We start from the raw sequence: 16,727 nt of genomic DNA on the forward strand, positions 1-16,727 counted from the left end.
CCGGGGGTGGGAGGTCGCAACTACCCTCGCTGTCGGGCCTTCAAGCCGCGGGCGCGCAGTTCGTTGGCCAGCTCGACCTGATGTGGCTGCTCGCCGGCCTTCGGCGTCTCCATGATCACCGGCAGGTCCTGGAAGCGCGGCTCGGACAGGAACACGGCGCAGCCATCCTCGCCCAGCTCGCCCTCGCCGAGGTTGGCGTGTCGGTCGCGGTTGGAGCCCAGCGCGCCTTGGGAGTCGTTGAGGTGCAGTGAGCCGAGGCGCTCGATGCCGACCTGCGCGACGCAGTCGTCGAGCACGTGCGTCAGCCCGTCGGCCGTGCGGATGTCGTAGCCCGAGGCGTACAGGTGGCAGGAGTCCAGGCACATCCCCAGCCGGTCGTCGCCCCCGGCGGCCTCGAACAAGGCGCCCAGCTCGTCGAACGACCGGCCCAGCGTGCCGCCGGCGCCCGCGGTGTTCTCCAGGTGCAGCGGGCAGCGCTCGGACTCGGCCAACGCCTCCTGGATGACCGCGCCCGCGCGCTTGATGGCCGGCCCGATCTCGCCCTTCAGCGCCGAGCCGGGATGCAGCACGACCCCGAGCGCCTCGAGCCGGTCGCCGGCCTGGAGCGAGGCGATCAGCGAGGTCAGCGACTTCTGGCGGATCTCCGGGTCCTCGGAGGCGCAGTTGAGCAGGTAGACCGCGTGGATCAGCAGCCCGTCGACGGGCGAGTCGTCGATCGCCTCGTGGTAGTCGACGATCTGCTCGTCGCTGTAGCGCGACGGCTTCCACATGCGGGGGCTCTGGTTGAAGATCTGGACGACGGTGGCGCCCACCTCGGCGCCGCGTTCGACGGCCTTGGCCGGGCCGCCGGCGGGGGAGACGTGCGCACCGATGAGCATGCCCTAGAGCAATAGCATCAGCGCTTCATGCGCGTCCGCTTCGCTCCCTCTCCGACCGGCGCGCTCCACATCGGTGGCGCGCGCACGGCCCTGTACAACTGGCTGGCTGCCCGCCACGAGGGCGCCGACGGCACGCTCGTCCTGCGCATCGAGGACACCGACCGCGAGCGCTCCACGCCCGAGAACGTCGAGCAGATCCTCGACGCGCTGCGCTGGCTGGAGCTGGACTACGACGAGGGCCCGATCTTCCAGACGGCCAATGAGCCCCGCCATCGCGCGGTCATCGAGCAGCTGCTGGCCAGCGGGCACGCCTACCGCTCCACGGCCAACGCGGAGACGGTCAAGGCCTACAAGGCCGAGCACGGGGCCGATCGCGGCTTCCGGGGGGAGGCCGAGGACGAGGGCGCCGTTCGCCTGCGGGTGCCCGACGAGGGCGCCACGATCATGCGCGACCTCGTGCGCGGCGAGACGCCCTTCCAGCACGTCCACATGGACGACCCGGTGATCGCCCGGGCCGACGGCTCACCGCTCTACAACCTGGCCGTGGCCGTCGACGACCTCGACGCCGGCATCACCCACGTGGTGCGCGGGGACGACCACTACTCCAACACGCCCAAGCAGCTGCTGGTGCTCGAGGCCCTGGGCGCGCCGCAGCCGATCTACTGCCACCTGCCGCTGCTGCACGGGCCGGACGGCAAGAAGCTGTCCAAGCGCCACGGCGCCGCCTCCGTCCAGGAGCTGCGCGACGCCGGCTACCTGCCCGAGGCGGTCATCAACTACCTGGCCCTGCTGGGCTGGGGCGCCGCCGACGACGAGACGATCCTCTCGCGCGACGAGCTCGTCTCCCAGTTCGCGCTGGAGCGGGTGCAGCGCAACCCGGCGCGGTTCGACGAGCAGAAGCTGAAGTGGATGAACGGCATCTACATCCGCAACCTGTCGGTCGATGAGCTGACCGACCGCCTGGAGGCGTTCACCGGGCGCACGGGCCTGCGCGCGGCGGTGGCCATCTCCCAGGAGAAGATCTCCACGCTGGCCGACTTCTGGCCCTTGAGCGGCGCGCTGTTCGACGGTCCCGTCCCGGACGACCTCAAGGCGCGCGAGCAGTGGCTGGGCGAGGACGGGCGCGCGGTGCTGGCCGATGTGCGCGCGGTGCTGGGCGGGTTGGAGCCGTTCGACGTCGAGACGATCGACGCCGCGCTGCGCGGCGTGGTGGCCGCGCGGGAGACCAAGCCCAAGCAGGTCTTCCAGCCGATCCGGGTCGCGCTGACCGGGCGCACGATCTCGCCGGGCGTGTTCGAGATGATCGATGTGCTCGGCCGGGAAGAGACGCTGCGCCGCCTCGGCGTCGCGCTTGATTGACCGCACGCGGACGACCGCGACTCAATCAAACGTCCACCCCTGCCGATAACGGGGTCAGAGTCGCCCCGGTGCTCGCCGGGATTCGATGCGAACCCACCGTGATGGAGCAGGAAACCCCCGATATGACCGCACCCGCCGCAGCCACGGCCGATCCTCCGCGCCCCAACGCAACGACGTCCTCGCCCGCTCAGGCCGCGGGTGGGCGCCACAACGAGGGCCATGGTCGTCGCCTGACCGCCGCCTTCGAGGCGCTCGAGTCGTTCCCGGCGCTGGCGGAGTCGCGCAACCGCCTCCTGCGGGTCGTCGGTCAGGAGCGCGTCTCGGCCAGCGAGGTCGTCGCGGCGGTCGAGTCCGACGTCGCCCTGGTCATCGCCGTCCTGCGCCTGGCCAATCAGGTCGAGGGCCGCACGCGCGGCAAGGTCGAGTCGGTGGTCAAGGCCGTCGAGCTGCTCTCGCCCGAGGCCGTGCAGTCGCTGGCCACCCGGGCCCGCACCTTTGACTTCTTCGAGCGCACCGCGACGTGGGACGCGGCGCCCGAGCGCTTCCGCCTGCACGGTGTGGCCACCCAGCGCGCCGCCGATCGTCTGGCCACCGAGACCGGCTACGACGACCGCGACCGCCTGATGGTCACCGCGCTGCTGCACGACATCGGCAAGCTCGTCCTGATGCACGCGTACCCGGGCTACCCCGGCCAGGTCCATGGCCAGGCGCGCACGCCCGAGGAGCGCATCCACCGCGAGCGCCGCGAGCTCGGCGTCGACCACGCCCTGGTCGGTGGCGTCCTGGCCCGTCGCTGGGGTCTGCCCAAGGCCGTGGCCAGCGCGATCGAGCGTCATCACGCCGACGACGCGACGGAGGAGGCGGCCTACGTCCGGCTCGCCGACATGCTGGCCCACTACGCCCAGGGCGGCGCCGTCTCGCCGACCGAGCTGCTGAAGGTCGCTCGGGTCATCGGCCTGGGGCCCGGCGAGCTGCGCACGGTCATGTACGACCTGCCCTACCCGCAGACCGGCCGCAACCGCGCGATCGACCCGTGCCCGCTGTCGGCCCGCGAGCTCGAGGTGCTCAAGCGGCTGGCCGAGGGCAAGGTCTACAAGCAGATCGCGCTGGAGCTGGAGCTGTCGACCTCGACGGTCCGCACCCACCTGCACAACATCTACGGCAAGCTCGGCGCCGTCGACCGCGCCCAGGCCGTGCTGCTCGCGACCGAGCGCGGGTGGCTCTAGGAGTGCCGACGCCGGCCCGCCGCATCACCGGGTCGGCCCGGAGCCGCTGCCGGCGGTAGGCGGGCCCGCGTGCTTGCGTCACTGGACGGACGTCGCTTCTTCGCCGTCGCCAACCCCGACGGAGAGGTCGACACGCGCACGGTGTTCTCCTACGTGGAGAACGCCGAGGGCGTGATCAGCGCGTCCTACGTCGGCGGCGAGATCGTCCGCGGGTTCCTGGTCGGGACGCGTGAGGACGACCACCTGTCGTTTCGCTACGTGCATCTGAACCGCGACGGCCAGACCGCCAGCGGCCGCTGCGAGTCGACGGTCGTGGAGCTCGACGACGGCCGCCTGCGCCTGGACGAGCGCTGGACCTGGGAGTCGCGCGACGGCTCGGGCGAGAGCGCCGTCGAGGAGCTCCCGCCCGGCGCGTGACGTAGGATCGTCGGACCGTGCTGTCGATCACCACGAAGTCGCCCTACGCGCTGCAGGCCCTGACCGAGCTGGGCCGCACCCCCGGCGACACGCCGGTGCCGATCGCCGAGCTGGCCCGCCGCCGCGACATCCCGGTGCAGTTCCTCGAGCAGCTCTTCGCCGTCCTGCGCCGCGCCGGCCTGCTGCGCTCCCAGCGCGGCGTGAAGGGCGGCTACCTGTTCGCCCGCCAGCCGGCCGACATCACCGTCCTGGAGATCGTCGAGCTGCTCGACGGCCCGGTCGGCCGCGACGCCACGGGCATCTTCCTGGAGGCGGCCACCGCCGCCCGCGACGTGCTGGCCGCCACGACCGTGCAGGACGTGGTCGACCGCGAGGCCCGCGAGGCGGGCGTCGCGATGTACTACATCTGACGCCGGCCCGCGCCCTCCATCAGCTCGCGCACGATCGGCACGTGGCGCGGCTCGACCGCGGCCCAGGCCTTGCGGGTCACCGCGTTGTTGAGCTGGACGAACGTGGAGAAGTGCAGCTCGGCGCCCTCGACGCGGAAGCACAGCTGGGCGGGCATGCCCAGCCGGGAGCCGGCGCTGAGCAGGAGCCCGCCGGCCGTGTTGCGGGCGATCGGCCAGCCCAGGACGGCGCCGGTGTCGCCCTGGCCGAGGCGCAGCTCGAGGCCGAGCGCGGTCCAGCCGGTCAGCAGCGCCGTGCGGCGGGTCAGCGGCGCGCCTTCCAGCATCGTGCGCGCCCACTGCTCGGCGGTGCGGTCGTCGGCGGGCGCGAGCGCCAGGACGAAGGCGTCGGCGTAGTCGACGCGCTCCAGCGTGCTGTGGGCGCGGATGTCGGGCGAGGCGTCGATCTGACGGACCTCACCGGTGTCGCTTGATCGATACATGCAGTACTGTATATAACGTCTTCGCCTCGCCGTCAAACCGCTTGATCGCGTAGCTTCGGCCCCATGCCGCCGCCTGTCCGCACGCCCCGCAGCCGTTGGGTCGACGAGGGCCTCAACGCCCTCGCCGCCGGCGGTCCCGACGCGGTGCGCATCGATCCGCTGGCCAAGACCCTGGGCGTGACGCGCGGCGGCTTCTACGGCTTCTTCGCCGATCGCCAGGCGCTGTTGGACGAGCTGCTGGACACCTGGGAGCGGCGCAGCACCGACGAGGCCCGCGAGCAGGTCGAGACCCGGGGCGGCGATCCGCGCGAGAAGGTGCTGCGCGCCGGCCTGCTGACCCTCTCCGACGAGCTGCTGCCGGTCGATCTCGCCGTCCGCGACTGGGCCCGGCGCGATCCCGCCGTCGCCGCCCGGCTGCGGCGCGTGGACGACGCGCGGATGGGCTACCTGCGCGAGCTGATCGCCACGATCCATCCCGGCGCCGACGCGGTCGACATCGAGGCGCGCAGCCTGCTCGCGTTCTCGCTGGCCATCGGCAACCACCTGATCGGCGTCGAGCACGAAGCCGGCAGCCGCACCGACGTCCTGCGCCGGGGGCTGGAGCAGATCCTGCGTTAGCGGGTGTGGGCCGACGCCGCCAGCGTCTCGGCCAGCGCGGGGTTGTCGATCGACTCGGCCAGCAGCACCGCGGCCGCACCGGCGGACGCGTCACCGAGCCCGGCGCGATGCGCGTAGGCGCGGGCCGACAGCTCGCGCATGCCACAGCGAGCGGCCATCCGGGTGAGCTCCGCCACCCAGGCCGGCGCGGCCGGGGCGTCGCCGGCGACCGCGATCGCGCACAGGGCATCGAGCGTGTAGGCCTCGACCCAGCGGTAGGCATCGGGCAGCCGGGCGCCGCGGCGTCGTGCGTCGACCAGCCAGTCCAGCGCGGCCGGCGTCTGCCCGCGCTGGGCGGCGACGAGCCCGAGCCCGCGCGCGGCGATCCCCTCCCAGCAGGGATCCGTGAGCTGACAGCCCAGCGCGAAGGCGTGCTCGTAGCGGTCGGCGGCGCGGTCGACGTCGCCGCGGGCCAGGTCCACGTCGCCGCGCAGCGCCTCGGGCCACGGCGTGAAGGCGATCCAGCGCTCCTGCTCGACGATCTGCAGCGACTCGTCCAGCGCCGCCGCGGCATCGTCGAGCTCGCCCCGCAGCAGCCGCGCGCGTCCGACCATGCTCAGCGTGTAGGCCACGCGCCGGGCGTCCCCCGCGGCCTCGCTCTGCTCACGGGCGATGGCCAGCCGGGTCAGCGCCCGGCGGTAGTGGGCGGTGTCGGTGCAGGCCGAGCCGGCCACCGATCCGATCCGGCCCAGCTCACCCGGGTCGCCGGCCGCCAGCGTCTCGGCGCCGCGCAGCCAGTGGTCGGCCCGGTCGTAGCGACCCTGCAGGAACTCGACGTAGCCCAGCTCGCGCGATGCCGCCGCCGCGGTGGCGGTCTGGTCGGAGCTCAGCGCGGTGGCCAGCGCCTCGTGCAACGCGGCCGACGCCTCCTCGTCCCGGCCGCGGGCGGCGTGCACCAGCGCGCCGCCGAGCGCCAGCAGCGCCCGCGCGCCGAGGGCCGGATCGCCCAGCGCACGCGCGTCGGCCACCGCGCGGCGCAGGCACTCCAGCCCGGCGTCGAGGGCGCCCGCGCCGATCGCTGCCTCCCCGGCATCGAGCTGGGCCTGTGCGGCCATCCGCCCGCCCACCGGGCCCGTGGTCCCGTGTCCACCGTCGCTGGATCGCGCCGCCTGGGCGAGCGCCGGGCTCGGCTCGACGCCCAGCTCGCGGCGCAGCAGCTCGGTCCCGCGTTGCAGCTGGCGCGTCGCCTCGTCCGTCTGGCCCGCGGTGGACAGGCTGCGCACCAGCAGCGCCTGATGGTTCTCGTCCAGCGGGTTGGCCCGGACGAGCCGCGCGGCCAGCTCGGCCGCGCCGCGCGGGTCGCTGCGCGCCAGCCGGGCCAGCGCGCCCTCGTGCAGGACCGCCTCGGCGGCGGCCGCGAGCCGGCGGCGTTCGGTGACCAGCCAGATCTCGAACGACGGGCAGGCCGGGAAGGCGGCGCCCTCCAGCAGCTCGCGTTCGAGCTCGGGCACGGCGATCGCCGCGGACCATGCGACGGCGGCGACGGTGGTGACGTCGACGAACGTGTCGGGCGGCAGCGTCAGGCGGACGGGGTCACCGGTCAGCTCGGCAGCGGCGCCGAGCGTGCGCCGCAGCGCGCTGAGGTTCCACCGCAGCGCCGCCAGCGGGTCGTCGGCGTCGGCGAACAGCAGACCCGCGAGCTCGGCGCGGCTCGGCGCGCGCTCGGTCAGCAGCAGGTAGGCCAGGACGCCCCACGCCTTGTGACCGCGCGGAGCGGGGACCGGATCGCCCCCGCACCGCACCCGCGGGCGGCCCAGCAGATGGATGGCCAGATCGCTCACGGCAGTCGAGCCTACGCCGCCTCGGCGGTCGTCGGATCGATGATCCCGACGACCGCACGGACGCTGTCGGCCGGGAAGCCCCCACGGCGCGCGTGCTCGAGCACCGCATCGGCGTCGCGGGCGACGTAGACGCAGTACATCGTGTCGTCGGTCAGGTAGCTGTGCTGCCACTGGACCGCGGGCGCGAGCTGGCGCAGCACGTCGCAGGAGCGCTGCGACATGGCCTGCAGCTCCGCGGGCGACGTGTCGCCCAGGCCGGTGATCTTGCGTTCGATGACAAATTTGGGCATGGGTTCCTTTCGGGTTGGTGTCGTGGATCGGCGCACGGTGACCCAGCGGCGTGTGACGCAGCGTGTGACGGGCGCACTGAGCCAACCCGGCCGCGCGTCGCGTACAACCGGTGGATGCTGCGCCGGCTCACCCTTCTCGCCTCGATCGCGCTGGCCGCGGCCACCGCCGCCGGATGCGGGGGCAGCGACGACCGCGCGGTCGAGCTGACCTTCGCGACGCGCGCTGATGCGCAGCCCGACGGCGCGATCCTCCGGGCCCGGCTGCAGCGGCTGGGGATCTCCGACGCGACCGTCCGCGCCGCCGGTGAGCGCCGGGTCGTCGTGCAGCTGCCCGGCACGGATCCTGGGGAGGCGCGATCGCTGGCGCGTCAGCTGGCCGCCGACTCGCCGCTGCGCTTCTACGACTGGGAGCCCAACGTGGTGGGGGAGGGCTGCCGGATCGATCCCGACGACACGCGCGTCACCGGCGGCGCGCAGGCCGGGAGCACGGCGTTCGGCCTGACGCGCGACGCGGCCCGCCAGCGCGCGGCCGCCTGTCCCGGCACGATCGCCATCCGCGCGCGCGGCGTCGACAGCGACCGCTGGTACGTGCTGCGCGACCGCCCGGCGCTGACCGGCGCGACGATCCGCAACCCGCAGCCGTTTCGCGACGACGGGACCACGGGCACCGGCGAGTCGAAGGTCACGTTCGACTTCACGCCCGACGGCCTGGCCGCATGGCGCACGCTGACCCGCGCGGTCGCGCGCCGCGACCGCGGCACCGCCGAGGCGGGCGGCGACCCGCAGCACCTGGCGGTCGTGCTCGACGACCGGCTGCTGGCCACGCCGTCGGTGGCCTACCGCGACTTCCCCGACGGCATCGACGCGCGGTTCGGCGCGCAGATCGACGGCGGTCTGACCGAGCGCGCTGCCCGTGAGCTGGCCGTGCTGGTCACCGATGGGACGCTGCCCGCGCCGCTCGCGCTGGAGACGGTGCGCATGGTTGGATAGCGCTCACCAGCGGGTGACGTTCGGGCTGGGGACGGCGCGCTCGAGCTGCGCGCCGAGCGGCTAACGCCGGGGGTTACGGCTGCCGCAGGGCAGGCAGACGCCGGAGAACAGCACGGCGCCGCAAGCGGGACAGGCGGCGGGGTACTGCGCTGGCGTGGTCATGAACGTGAACGTACCCTGGCGATCGGACAAACAGTCCTCGTCCACAAAGACAACGAGGCCGCGCTCCGGCGGAAGCGCGACCTCGCTGATGGTGGGGACCTTCGGGGAACTGGGGAACGAAGCTGGTGCTAGCTCTCGTTGAGCTGGGCGCCGTACGAGCGGCGGGCGGCGTCGCGACGGTCCTTGCCGCGGAACAGGTCGACGACGAGAAGGATCATCGGAACGATGACGAGAGCGGCGATGATGATGGTGGCCATGTCAGTTTCTCCAGTGGTCCCGCTGTTTCCCGTTCAGCGGATGAGAAGGACTATGGGCCGCCAGGGTTTGCCCTGGGTAGGACTTCGGTTTGATTTGGGTTTGAATGGGCGCCAGCAGCGAGTTCCCTGGTGCGCTCGGCCTCCGCGCGGCCTCCACTAGTCTGCAGGTCGGCAATGGCGCCAATCCCGGTCAACATCGCGGAGTATGTGGGCAAGACGCCCATGGTTCGCCTCACGCGAATGCTCGGACGCGATGCCGCCGAGGGCGTCGAGCTGTACGCCAAGGTCGAGTCGTTCAACCCCGGCGGCAGCGTCAAGGACCGCATCGGCATCGCGATGATCGAGGCCGCCGAGCGGGAGGGCCTGATCGAGCCGGGCCGCTCCACGATCGTCGAGGCGACCTCCGGCAACACCGGCATCGCGCTGGCCTTCGTGTGCGCGGCCAAGGGGTACGACCTCGTGCTGACGCTGCCCCAGGGCATGAGCCGCGAGCGCGACGCGCTGCTGCGCCTGTACGGCGCGCGCGTCGAGATCACCGAGTCGATGGGCGGCATGGACGAGGCGGTCCAGGCCGCGCGCGCCATGGCCCAGCGCGACGACGTGTTCCTGCCCGACCAGTTCTCCAACCCGGCCAACCCCGAGGCGCACCGGCGCACGACCGGCCCGGAGATCCTGCAGACGCTCGGCTCGGTCGACGTCTTCGTCGCCGGCGTGGGCACCGGCGGCACGATCACGGGCACCGGCGACGTGCTCAAGGCCGACAACCCCGACTGCCAGATCGTCGCGGTCGAGCCGCGCTCGTCGGCGGTGCTCTCAGGCCGGCTGCCCGGACCGCATCGCATCCAGGGGATCGGCGCGGGCTTCGTCCCACCCGTCCTCGACCGGGAGCTGCTGGACGAGATCGTCACGGTCAGCGACGAGGACGCGATCGACACCGCGCGCGCCCTGGCCCGCACCGAGGGGATCCTCGGCGGCATGTCCTGCGGCGCGGCGCTGTGGGCGGCGCTGGAGATCGCCAAGCGGCCCGAGTCCAAGAACCGCCGCATCGTCACCGTGCTGCCCGACTCGGGCGAGCGCTACCTGTCGACGCCCTTCTTCGCGCCCGCCTGAATCGGGCCGGCGTTCGCCGTTCCGTAGCATTGACCGGGCATGTTCGGCCTGTCCACCCTGGCCCGCGTCGCGGGCGAAGTGCGCCGAGACGTCGCCGCCGCGCGTGAGCGCGACCCTGCCGCTCGCGATGTCGGCCGCGCCGAGATCCTCGCGATGTGGCCCGGCGTGCAGGCCGTGCTGTCCCATCGCGTGGCCCACGCGCTGCAGGGCGCCGGCGTGCCGTTCGTCCCACGCGCGCTGTCGATGGCCACCCGCTCGGTCACCGGGATCGAGATCCATCCGGCCGCGCGGGTCGGCAACGGGCTGTTCATCGACCATGGGGCCGGCGTGGTGATCGGCGAGACCGCCGAGATCGGCAGCTGCGTGACGATGTACCAGGGCGTCACGCTGGGCGGCACCGGATTCGCCACCGGCAAGCGCCACCCGACGGTGCAGGACAACGTGACGATCGGCTCGGGGGCCAAGCTGCTCGGCCCGATCACCATCGGCCACGGCGCGAAGATCGGCGCCAACAGCGTGGTCATCCACGACGTGCCGCCCAACTCCACGGTCGTCGGCAACCCCGGTCATCCGGTGCGCATCGACGGCGTCCGGCCCGAGGGCCCCGACGCTGACTGGCTGCACCTGCCCGATCCGATCGCCGATGCCCTGGCCGGCCTCTCCAGCCGCATCGGCGCGCTGGAGCGGATGGTCGTCGAGCTCGGCGGCGACCCGGACCGGGCGGCCCAGCCCGTGGCCGAGGTCATGCCGCTGCGCCGCCGCAGCGGGCCCAGCCCGGCCGGCGGCTGACGCTCAGTACCAGACGACCCGACAGCGCGGGCGGGGCACCGCCTTGTAGGACGGGGCGCCGCCGCGCGTCCACAGGATCCAGTCGAGCTCCTGCTCGCTGATCCCCAGCCGGCGGGCGATCTGCCCGCAGGCGTGGACGGCACCCGCGCGCAGCTCGCGCTCCTGTGGTCCCGGCCGCAGCAGGCGCTCGGCGTTGATGTGCGCCTCCAGGCGCGGGTCCAGCGCGAGCACGCCGTCCATGCGCAGCACGTGTGGGACGAGGTTGTCGGCGAAGATCGTCAGGCGCTGCAGGTCGGTGAAGCGGGCCACGCCCGCCAGCGCGAGATCGCAGGGGACGATCTGCGCGCGCTTGTAGAACCCCCGGTCGGCGTACATGGTCATCCCGCCCGCGAGCAGCTCGGCCATCCGCTCCGCGCTGCCGTCGGCCTCGGCCACGAGGTCCAGCGCGGTGCGCTCGCCCAGGAAGGCGCCCAGCTGTCGCAGCGCCTGCGCGAACAGCGCCATCAGCTCGTGGTCGGGCGACTGGCCCAGCGCATCGGCGATCTCGCCCGCGGTCATCGCCCGCAGGTCGGCGTTGGTCCAGGCGCCATGGGCGCGGAACCGGTCGGTCAGGCCCCAGGCGACCGTGAAGTAGCCGCTGCAGTTCGCCCGCTTGCGGATCGTCGGGAACCAGCCCGAGCCGAAGTTGATCGTGTCCAGCACCAGCAGGTACTGCGCGACCTCGGCGGGCGAGCCCTCCAGGAAGTGCCGCGTCGGATCGAGCTCGGCCGCATCGGCCTCCGTCAGCTCCACCCGCGCCGCCGCCTCGTCGTCGATGCGCACCGACGTGGCCTTCGCGGTCACCGCCGCTGCGTTGGCGCGGACCTCGTCGCACAGGCGCATGGGCGGGAGGCTAGTACCGCTCAGCGCTCGATCGTCACCGGCACGCCGGGCCCGATGCGCGTGGCGATCCAGGCGATCGACCCGTTGCTCAGGCGCACGCAGCCGTGGGAGGCGGCGGTGCCGAGCGTTCCGCCGACGTTGTCGAGGCCGTGCAGGGCGATCTGTCCCGGGCCGCCGTCGAACTCCTGGAGCACGGTCGACCGGGCGCTGAGCGCGAGCGCGTAGGGGGCGCCGACCATGTCCGTGCTCAGGCGGACGCTCTCCTCGACGAAGAACCGGCCGGTCGGCGTGGGCGTGATGCTCGCCCCGACGATCGCGCTGAACCGCCGCTTCACGTGCCCGGCGTAGCGCACCTCGACGCGGCGGCGGGACAGGTCCACCATGACCCGCCACGGCGTGTGCTCCGTGCGCGTGCCGCGCGTGCGAATCCAGCCGGTATGGGCGTTGGGCCGTCCCGGGAGCGCCACATGCAGCCAGCGGGCGCCGGCCCGCGTCGCGTGGCCGAGCACCGGGAGCGTGGTGCGCTCCGCGGTGATCGGCCGGCGCGCGGGCACGCGCTCGACGGCTGGCGCGGAGACCGCCGGCCGGACGCGCGCGGTCTGGGCGCGCGTCACGGCGACGATCTCCTGGGTCCGGGGCGGCGGCGTGGTCGCCGCGGCCATCAGCCGGTGAACCCGGGGTGCTTCCCGGCGCTCGGCTTGTGGGCGCGGGACTTGCTCTTGGCCTTGTGCGTGTGGCGCTTGGCCGTGTGCTTCTTGGCCTTCTTGCCCTTCTTGGCCGTCGTCTTCTTCGGGGTCGACTTGCTGGGCGCCGACTGCGGCACGCCCGTCGTCACCGGCGGGGTGGGCACGACCGGGGGCGTCTCCACCGGCGGCGGGGTCTGGGCCGGCGGGGTCTCGGCCGGCGGGGTCTCGACCGGGGGCGTCGTCGGCGGCGGAGTCGTCGGCGGCGTGGTGGTGGGCGGCGTCGTCGGCGGGGTCGGCGGCGGCGTCGTGGGCGGGGTCGGGCAGGTCACCGACGCGCTGGCCACCTGGGTGCGCGCCTGGGCGTTGCCGTCACGCGTCTCCGCGGCCGACCACTGCGTGTAGACCTTCACCGTGTGGCTGCCGGCGGTGGACGCGCTGACCACGGCCTTGCTGCCCGCCGTGCCCGGGAACGAGAACTGCCCGGAGGTCGTGGCCGCGTCGATCTGGACCTCGTAGCGCACGGTGTTCTGACCGCCGCCGCCGTTGCCGCTGGCGCCGAAGCTCGAGGCCTGCACGTTGGTCGTGATGGTCGGGACGTCGCTGCTGTTCAGGACGCAGGACGTGGTGCCCGCGGTCGTGTGCGCGAACGCGGTGGCCGGGACCAGGGCGGCGGCGGTTGCCGCACCCAGGATCGCGGCGACCCGATGGGATCGCTTCAAGGGGAACTCCATTTCCGAGCCGGCTCATGCGCGAGGTTCCGTCCACGCACCGCACTCGATTGTTGTCTGTGCAACAAGGGTACCCATCGATTGTTCGCTAACAAACATTAGCGGCCACAAACCGGTGTGTTGTGGCGCACGGACGGTCGAACGACTGTTCGCTCCGGTGCCGCTCGTATCCTCGGAAGCGTCGTGCCGCCTCCCGCCGCAGATCGCCTCGAAGAGCTCCTCTCGGGGCTCAACGAACCCCAGCGCGCCGCGGTCACGCATCCGGGCGGTCCGCTGTTGATCCTGGCCGGCGCGGGCTCGGGCAAGACGCGCGTGCTCACGCATCGCCTGGCCTGGCTCGTGCACACCGGCCAGATCCGTCACGACGAGGTCCTGGCCATCACGTTCACCAACAAGGCCGCGCAGGAGATGCGCGAGCGCGTCGAGCTGCTGCTCGGCCGGCGCACCCGCGGCATGTGGGTGATGACCTTCCACGCGGCCTGCGCGCGCATGCTGCGCGCGGAGGCGCCACGGCTGGGCTACACGCGTCAGTTCACGATCTACGACCAGTCCGACGCGCGCCGCCTGACCAAGCGCGCGCTGGACGAGCACGGCCACGACACCAAGCGCTACACGCCGTCGGCGATCCACAACCAGATCTCCGACTGTAAGAACAAGCTGCGCTCGCCCGACGACTACCGCCAGCTGGTCGGCAGCCGCTTCGAGGAGGTCGTCGCCGACGCCTACGAGACCTACGAGCGCGAGATGCATCGCATGAACGCGATGGACTTCGACGACCTGCTCGTGCGCGCGGTCAACGTCCTCGAGCTGTTCCAGGAGGTCCGCGACCGCTACACGCAGACCTTCCGCCACGTGCTCGTCGACGAGTACCAGGACACCAACCACGCGCAGTACCGCTGGCTGCAGCTGCTGACCGGCGAGGACCGCAACCTGGCGGTGGTCGGCGACGACGCGCAGTCGGTCTACAGCTTCCGCGGCGCCGACATCCGCAACATCCTCGACTTCCAGGACGACTTCCCCGACGCGACGACGATCAAGCTCGAGCAGAACTACCGCTCGACGCAGACCATCCTCGACGCGGCCAACGCGGTGATCCGCCACAACCGCGGGCAGATCGCCAAGGAGCTGTGGACGGACCTGGGGGAGGGCGACCCGATCCGGGTGCGCGAGCTCGACGACGAGCGGGCCGAGGCGCGGTTCGTGGTCGGCGACATCGAGCGCATGATCGACGAGGGGGCGCAGCGCCAGGACTTCGCGGTCTTCTACCGCACCAACGGGCAGTCGCGGGTGCTGGAGGACGAGTTCGCCAAGCAGAAGGTCGGCTACCAGGTGATCGGCGGCCCGAAGTTCTACGACCGCGCCGAGATCAAGGACGCGATCGCCTACCTGGCCTGGCTGGCCAACCCGCAGGACATCGTCGCGTTCACGCGGATCGCCAACTCGCCGCGCCGGGGGATCGGGCAGACGTCGATGGCCCGGCTGACCGGCTTCGCGGCGACGATGGGCATCAGCGTGTGGGAGGCCGCCGCCGACCCCGCCGCGGTCCCCGGTCTGGGCACGGCCGCGGTCAAGGCGTTCAGCCGGTTCATGGACACGATGACCGCGCTGAAGGAGACGGCCGACCAGAACGTCCCGATCGCCGACCTGCTCAACGCGGTGCTCCACGAGAGCGGGTACCTCACCGCGCTGGAGGCCGAGCGCACCTTCGAGGCCCAGGGCCGCCTGGAGAACCTCGAGGCGCTCGTCGACGCGGCCAGCGAGTTCGACGCGACCGCCGAGCCCGACGCCAACACGCTCGACCTGTTCCTGCAGGAGAAGGCGCTGATCGCCGACGCCGACGCCCGCGAGGACGAGGGCCTGGTCACGCTGATGACGCTGCACAACGCCAAGGGCCTGGAGTACGACACCGTCTTCGTCACCGGCTTCGAGGACGGCGTGTTCCCGCATTCGCGCGCGCTGGACGAGGGCTCGCTGGAGGAGGAGCGGCGCCTCTGCTACGTCGGCATCACCCGGGCCAAGCGCGAGCTGACGCTGACCTTCGCGCGCCAGCGGATGGTCTTCGGCGCGACGCAGTACGGCCTGCGCAGCCGCTTCCTCGACGAGATCCCGATCGAGTTCACCGACCGCGAGGTCAGCAACGACATCCGGCCCGCGGGCGTGCCGCGCATGTCCTGGGCGGCCTCGCGCGCGGACGCGCCGGCGGTCGACGAGATCGGCTTCCGCCTGGGCGACGACGTCCAGCACGCGGCCTTCGGCGAGGGCGTGGTGATCGGCGTCGAGCCGGGCGGGATCGTGGTCATCCGCTTCGCCAAGGACGGGTCCGAGCGCAAGCTGATGGCCGAGTACGCGCCCATCAGCAAGCGCTGAGTCCGCCTGGCCCATTAGGGTCCCGCCTCGTGCCAGCCACGATCATCGACGGACGCGCCGTGGCGCTCCGTCTGCGCGAACAGGTCAAGCAGGACGCCGACGCCTTCGCCGCCGAGCACGGACGACCGCCCGGCCTGGCGACGATCATGGTCGGCGACGACCCGGCCTCCGCGGTGTACGTCTCCGGCAAGCACAAGGCCAGCGGCGAGGCGGGGATCGCCTCCTTCGACCACCGCCTGCCCGCCGACGCCACCCATGAGCAGGTCGCCGAGCTGATCGAGCGCCTCAACGCCGATCCCGAGTGCAGCGGCATGATCGTCCAGCTGCCGGTGCCCGCGCATCTCGACGGCGTGGCGCTCACCGGCCTGGTCGATCCCGACAAGGACGTCGACGGCCTGACCGAGATCAGCGCCGGGCGCCTCGCGCTCGGGCTGCCGGGCCTGCGCCCGTGCACGCCCGCCGGCGTGATGGACCTGCTCGCCTCGGTCGACGCGCAGCTCGAGGGCGCCGAGGCCGTCGTGATCGGCCGCTCCAACCTGTTCGGCAAGCCGATGGCGCAGATGCTGATCGGCGCCAGCGCGACGGTCACCGTCTGCCACTCGCGCACCCGTGACCTGCCCGGCACGTGCGCCCGCGCGGACATCCTGATCGCCGCCGTCGGCCGCCCCGAGATGGTCAAGGCCGCTTGGGTCAAGCCCGGGGCGATCGTCATCGACGTCGGCATCAACCGCACGGCGGACGGCCTCGTGGGCGACGTCGCCTTCGCCGAGGTGGCCGAGGTGGCCGGCGCGATCACGCCGGTCCCCGGCGGTGTCGGTCCGATGACCATCGCCGGTCTTCTGCGCAACACGGTGCTCGCCGCTCGTCTTCAGGTGCAGTGATGACGCTGCGCAAGCTCACCGTCGGGGAGATCGTCGCCGGCCTGGCCGGCGCCGTCCTGTTCGGCGCGCTGTTCGGCCCGTGGTTCGGCGACCGCACCGGCTGGTCGTCGCTGACCGTGCTGCTGGTGCTCGTGCTGATCAGCGCGGTGCTCGGCGTCGTGCTGCTGATCACCACCGCGTTCCAGCGCTCGCAGGCCTATCCGGTGGCCGCCGAGGTGTTCGGCTTCGCCTTCGCCGCGATCACCACGATCATCCTGGCCATCGAGCTCGCGTTGCGCTCGAGCCCGGGCTGGGCGGCCTGGGTCGGCCTGGCCTCGGTGGCCTGCGTGGCCGCGGGCTCGTGGGTGGCCATGCGCGCCCACGTCCGTCGCTGAGGCG

General features: G+C 72.7%; 19 protein-coding genes. 11 read left to right on the top strand and 8 right to left on the bottom strand.

The window, feature by feature from the left end; translation table 11 throughout:
- Positions 1-20: 20 nt before the first annotated feature.
- Positions 21-878: a deoxyribonuclease IV gene (locus ACZ5UI_RS05460; protein WP_464195029.1), complete on the bottom strand. Its 858-nt coding sequence runs from the start codon at positions 876-878 to the stop codon at positions 21-23.
- A 27-nt stretch (positions 879-905) separates the two neighbouring features.
- Here ACZ5UI_RS05460 and gltX point away from each other — a divergent pair, with 27 nt between their 5' ends.
- The 4 genes from gltX (at position 906) to ACZ5UI_RS05480 (ending at position 4,290) form a co-directional block, all read left to right on the top strand.
- Positions 906-2,237, top strand: coding sequence for a glutamate--tRNA ligase (gene gltX, locus ACZ5UI_RS05465; RefSeq protein WP_464195031.1), 1,332 nt, complete (start codon positions 906-908; stop codon positions 2,235-2,237).
- Between the two features lie 122 nt (positions 2,238-2,359).
- The gene (locus tag ACZ5UI_RS05470) at positions 2,360-3,463 is read left to right on the top strand and encodes an HDOD domain-containing protein (RefSeq protein ID WP_464195033.1); all 1,104 of its coding nucleotides are present in this window, start codon (positions 2,360-2,362) and stop codon (positions 3,461-3,463) included.
- Positions 3,464-3,532: 69 nt separating this feature from the next.
- On the top strand, positions 3,533-3,880 hold the full coding sequence (locus ACZ5UI_RS05475; protein WP_464195035.1) for a hypothetical protein: 348 nt from the start codon (positions 3,533-3,535) through the stop codon (positions 3,878-3,880).
- A 17-nt stretch (positions 3,881-3,897) separates the two neighbouring features.
- The gene (locus ACZ5UI_RS05480; RefSeq protein ID WP_464195037.1) at positions 3,898-4,290 is read left to right on the top strand and encodes an RrF2 family transcriptional regulator; all 393 of its coding nucleotides are present in this window, start codon (positions 3,898-3,900) and stop codon (positions 4,288-4,290) included.
- On the opposite strand, the gene ACZ5UI_RS05485 is transcribed toward ACZ5UI_RS05480, so the two are convergent.
- The gene (locus ACZ5UI_RS05485) at positions 4,281-4,769 is read right to left on the bottom strand and encodes a hypothetical protein (RefSeq protein WP_464195039.1); all 489 of its coding nucleotides are present in this window, start codon (positions 4,767-4,769) and stop codon (positions 4,281-4,283) included. The two genes, ACZ5UI_RS05480 and ACZ5UI_RS05485, sit on opposite strands and share 10 nt — an antisense overlap.
- Positions 4,770-4,832: 63 nt before the next feature.
- Here ACZ5UI_RS05485 and ACZ5UI_RS05490 point away from each other — a divergent pair, with 63 nt between their 5' ends.
- Positions 4,833-5,387, top strand: a complete 555-nt coding sequence (locus ACZ5UI_RS05490; protein ID WP_464195041.1) for a TetR/AcrR family transcriptional regulator — start codon at positions 4,833-4,835, stop codon at positions 5,385-5,387.
- Here the strand turns inward: ACZ5UI_RS05490 and ACZ5UI_RS05495 are convergent.
- Positions 5,384-7,207 (bottom strand): AfsR/SARP family transcriptional regulator, encoded by a 1,824-nt coding sequence (locus tag ACZ5UI_RS05495; RefSeq protein ID WP_464195043.1) that lies wholly within the window; start codon positions 7,205-7,207, stop codon positions 5,384-5,386. The genes ACZ5UI_RS05490 and ACZ5UI_RS05495 overlap by 4 nt on opposite strands.
- 11 nt (positions 7,208-7,218) lie before the next feature.
- A complete protein-coding gene (locus ACZ5UI_RS05500) occupies positions 7,219-7,497 on the bottom strand; it encodes a DUF4242 domain-containing protein (RefSeq protein WP_464195045.1) in 279 nt (92 codons plus the stop codon).
- 114 nt (positions 7,498-7,611) lie between these two features.
- Here ACZ5UI_RS05500 and ACZ5UI_RS05505 point away from each other — a divergent pair, with 114 nt between their 5' ends.
- The gene (locus tag ACZ5UI_RS05505; RefSeq protein WP_464195047.1) at positions 7,612-8,487 is read left to right on the top strand and encodes a SecDF P1 head subdomain-containing protein; all 876 of its coding nucleotides are present in this window, start codon (positions 7,612-7,614) and stop codon (positions 8,485-8,487) included.
- 290 nt (positions 8,488-8,777) lie between these two features.
- Here ACZ5UI_RS05505 and ACZ5UI_RS05510 read toward each other — a convergent pair whose 3' ends face one another.
- On the bottom strand, positions 8,778-8,906 hold the full coding sequence (locus ACZ5UI_RS05510; RefSeq protein WP_464195049.1) for a hypothetical protein: 129 nt from the start codon (positions 8,904-8,906) through the stop codon (positions 8,778-8,780).
- A gap of 174 nt (positions 8,907-9,080) precedes the next feature.
- Between ACZ5UI_RS05510 and cysK the strand changes: the two genes are divergently transcribed.
- Complete coding sequence (cysK, locus tag ACZ5UI_RS05515) at positions 9,081-10,016, top strand: cysteine synthase A (RefSeq protein WP_464195051.1); 936 nt, start codon at positions 9,081-9,083, stop codon at positions 10,014-10,016.
- 39 nt (positions 10,017-10,055) lie between these two features.
- Positions 10,056-10,805 carry a serine O-acetyltransferase EpsC gene (epsC, locus tag ACZ5UI_RS05520; RefSeq protein ID WP_464195053.1) on the top strand — a complete coding sequence of 250 codons (750 nt, stop codon included), beginning with the start codon at positions 10,056-10,058 and terminating at the stop codon, positions 10,803-10,805.
- A gap of 3 nt (positions 10,806-10,808) precedes the next feature.
- Here epsC and ACZ5UI_RS05525 read toward each other — a convergent pair whose 3' ends face one another.
- From ACZ5UI_RS05525 to ACZ5UI_RS05535, 3 genes are read right to left on the bottom strand one after another with little or no spacing between them, the layout of a single operon-like run.
- Positions 10,809-11,687 (bottom strand): queuosine salvage family protein, encoded by an 879-nt coding sequence (locus tag ACZ5UI_RS05525; RefSeq protein ID WP_464195055.1) that lies wholly within the window; start codon positions 11,685-11,687, stop codon positions 10,809-10,811.
- Between the two features lie 20 nt (positions 11,688-11,707).
- A complete protein-coding gene (locus tag ACZ5UI_RS05530; RefSeq protein ID WP_464195057.1) occupies positions 11,708-12,349 on the bottom strand; it encodes a L,D-transpeptidase in 642 nt (213 codons plus the stop codon).
- Positions 12,349-13,092, bottom strand: coding sequence for a hypothetical protein (locus tag ACZ5UI_RS05535; RefSeq protein WP_464195059.1), 744 nt, complete (start codon positions 13,090-13,092; stop codon positions 12,349-12,351). The genes ACZ5UI_RS05530 and ACZ5UI_RS05535 overlap by 1 nt, the downstream gene beginning before the upstream one ends.
- A gap of 192 nt (positions 13,093-13,284) precedes the next feature.
- Here ACZ5UI_RS05535 and ACZ5UI_RS05540 point away from each other — a divergent pair, with 192 nt between their 5' ends.
- The 3 genes from ACZ5UI_RS05540 to ACZ5UI_RS05550 are packed head-to-tail and all read left to right on the top strand — an operon-like array spanning position 13,285 to position 16,723.
- Positions 13,285-15,468 (top strand): ATP-dependent helicase, encoded by a 2,184-nt coding sequence (locus tag ACZ5UI_RS05540; RefSeq protein ID WP_464195061.1) that lies wholly within the window; start codon positions 13,285-13,287, stop codon positions 15,466-15,468.
- 29 nt (positions 15,469-15,497) lie between these two features.
- Positions 15,498-16,349 carry a bifunctional methylenetetrahydrofolate dehydrogenase/methenyltetrahydrofolate cyclohydrolase FolD gene (gene folD, locus ACZ5UI_RS05545; RefSeq protein WP_464195063.1) on the top strand — a complete coding sequence of 284 codons (852 nt, stop codon included), beginning with the start codon at positions 15,498-15,500 and terminating at the stop codon, positions 16,347-16,349.
- Positions 16,349-16,723: a hypothetical protein gene (locus tag ACZ5UI_RS05550; RefSeq protein ID WP_464195065.1), complete on the top strand. Its 375-nt coding sequence runs from the start codon at positions 16,349-16,351 to the stop codon at positions 16,721-16,723. Before folD ends, ACZ5UI_RS05550 begins: the two co-directional genes overlap by 1 nt.
- Positions 16,724-16,727 lie beyond the last annotated feature (4 nt).

The sequence above is a fragment of the Conexibacter sp. JCM 18997 genome (assembly GCF_055391915.1).

Coding starts and splice junctions, on each gene's coding strand:
- ACZ5UI_RS05510 (WP_464195049.1), bottom strand. CDS start 8,906: ATGGCCACCATCATCATCGCCGCTCTCGTCATCGTTCCGATGATCCTT.
- ACZ5UI_RS05500 (WP_464195045.1), bottom strand. CDS start 7,497: ATGCCCAAATTTGTCATCGAACGCAAGATCACCGGCCTGGGCGACACG.
- epsC (WP_464195053.1), top strand. CDS start 10,056: ATGTTCGGCCTGTCCACCCTGGCCCGCGTCGCGGGCGAAGTGCGCCGA.
- ACZ5UI_RS05530 (WP_464195057.1), bottom strand. CDS start 12,349: ATGGCCGCGGCGACCACGCCGCCGCCCCGGACCCAGGAGATCGTCGCC.
- ACZ5UI_RS05460 (WP_464195029.1), bottom strand. CDS start 878: ATGCTCATCGGTGCGCACGTCTCCCCCGCCGGCGGCCCGGCCAAGGCC.
- cysK (WP_464195051.1), top strand. CDS start 9,081: ATGGCGCCAATCCCGGTCAACATCGCGGAGTATGTGGGCAAGACGCCC.
- ACZ5UI_RS05525 (WP_464195055.1), bottom strand. CDS start 11,687: ATGCGCCTGTGCGACGAGGTCCGCGCCAACGCAGCGGCGGTGACCGCG.
- ACZ5UI_RS05470 (WP_464195033.1), top strand. CDS start 2,360: ATGACCGCACCCGCCGCAGCCACGGCCGATCCTCCGCGCCCCAACGCA.
- ACZ5UI_RS05485 (WP_464195039.1), bottom strand. CDS start 4,769: ATGTATCGATCAAGCGACACCGGTGAGGTCCGTCAGATCGACGCCTCG.
- ACZ5UI_RS05490 (WP_464195041.1), top strand. CDS start 4,833: ATGCCGCCGCCTGTCCGCACGCCCCGCAGCCGTTGGGTCGACGAGGGC.
- ACZ5UI_RS05505 (WP_464195047.1), top strand. CDS start 7,612: ATGCTGCGCCGGCTCACCCTTCTCGCCTCGATCGCGCTGGCCGCGGCC.
- gltX (WP_464195031.1), top strand. CDS start 906: ATGCGCGTCCGCTTCGCTCCCTCTCCGACCGGCGCGCTCCACATCGGT.
- ACZ5UI_RS05550 (WP_464195065.1), top strand. CDS start 16,349: ATGACGCTGCGCAAGCTCACCGTCGGGGAGATCGTCGCCGGCCTGGCC.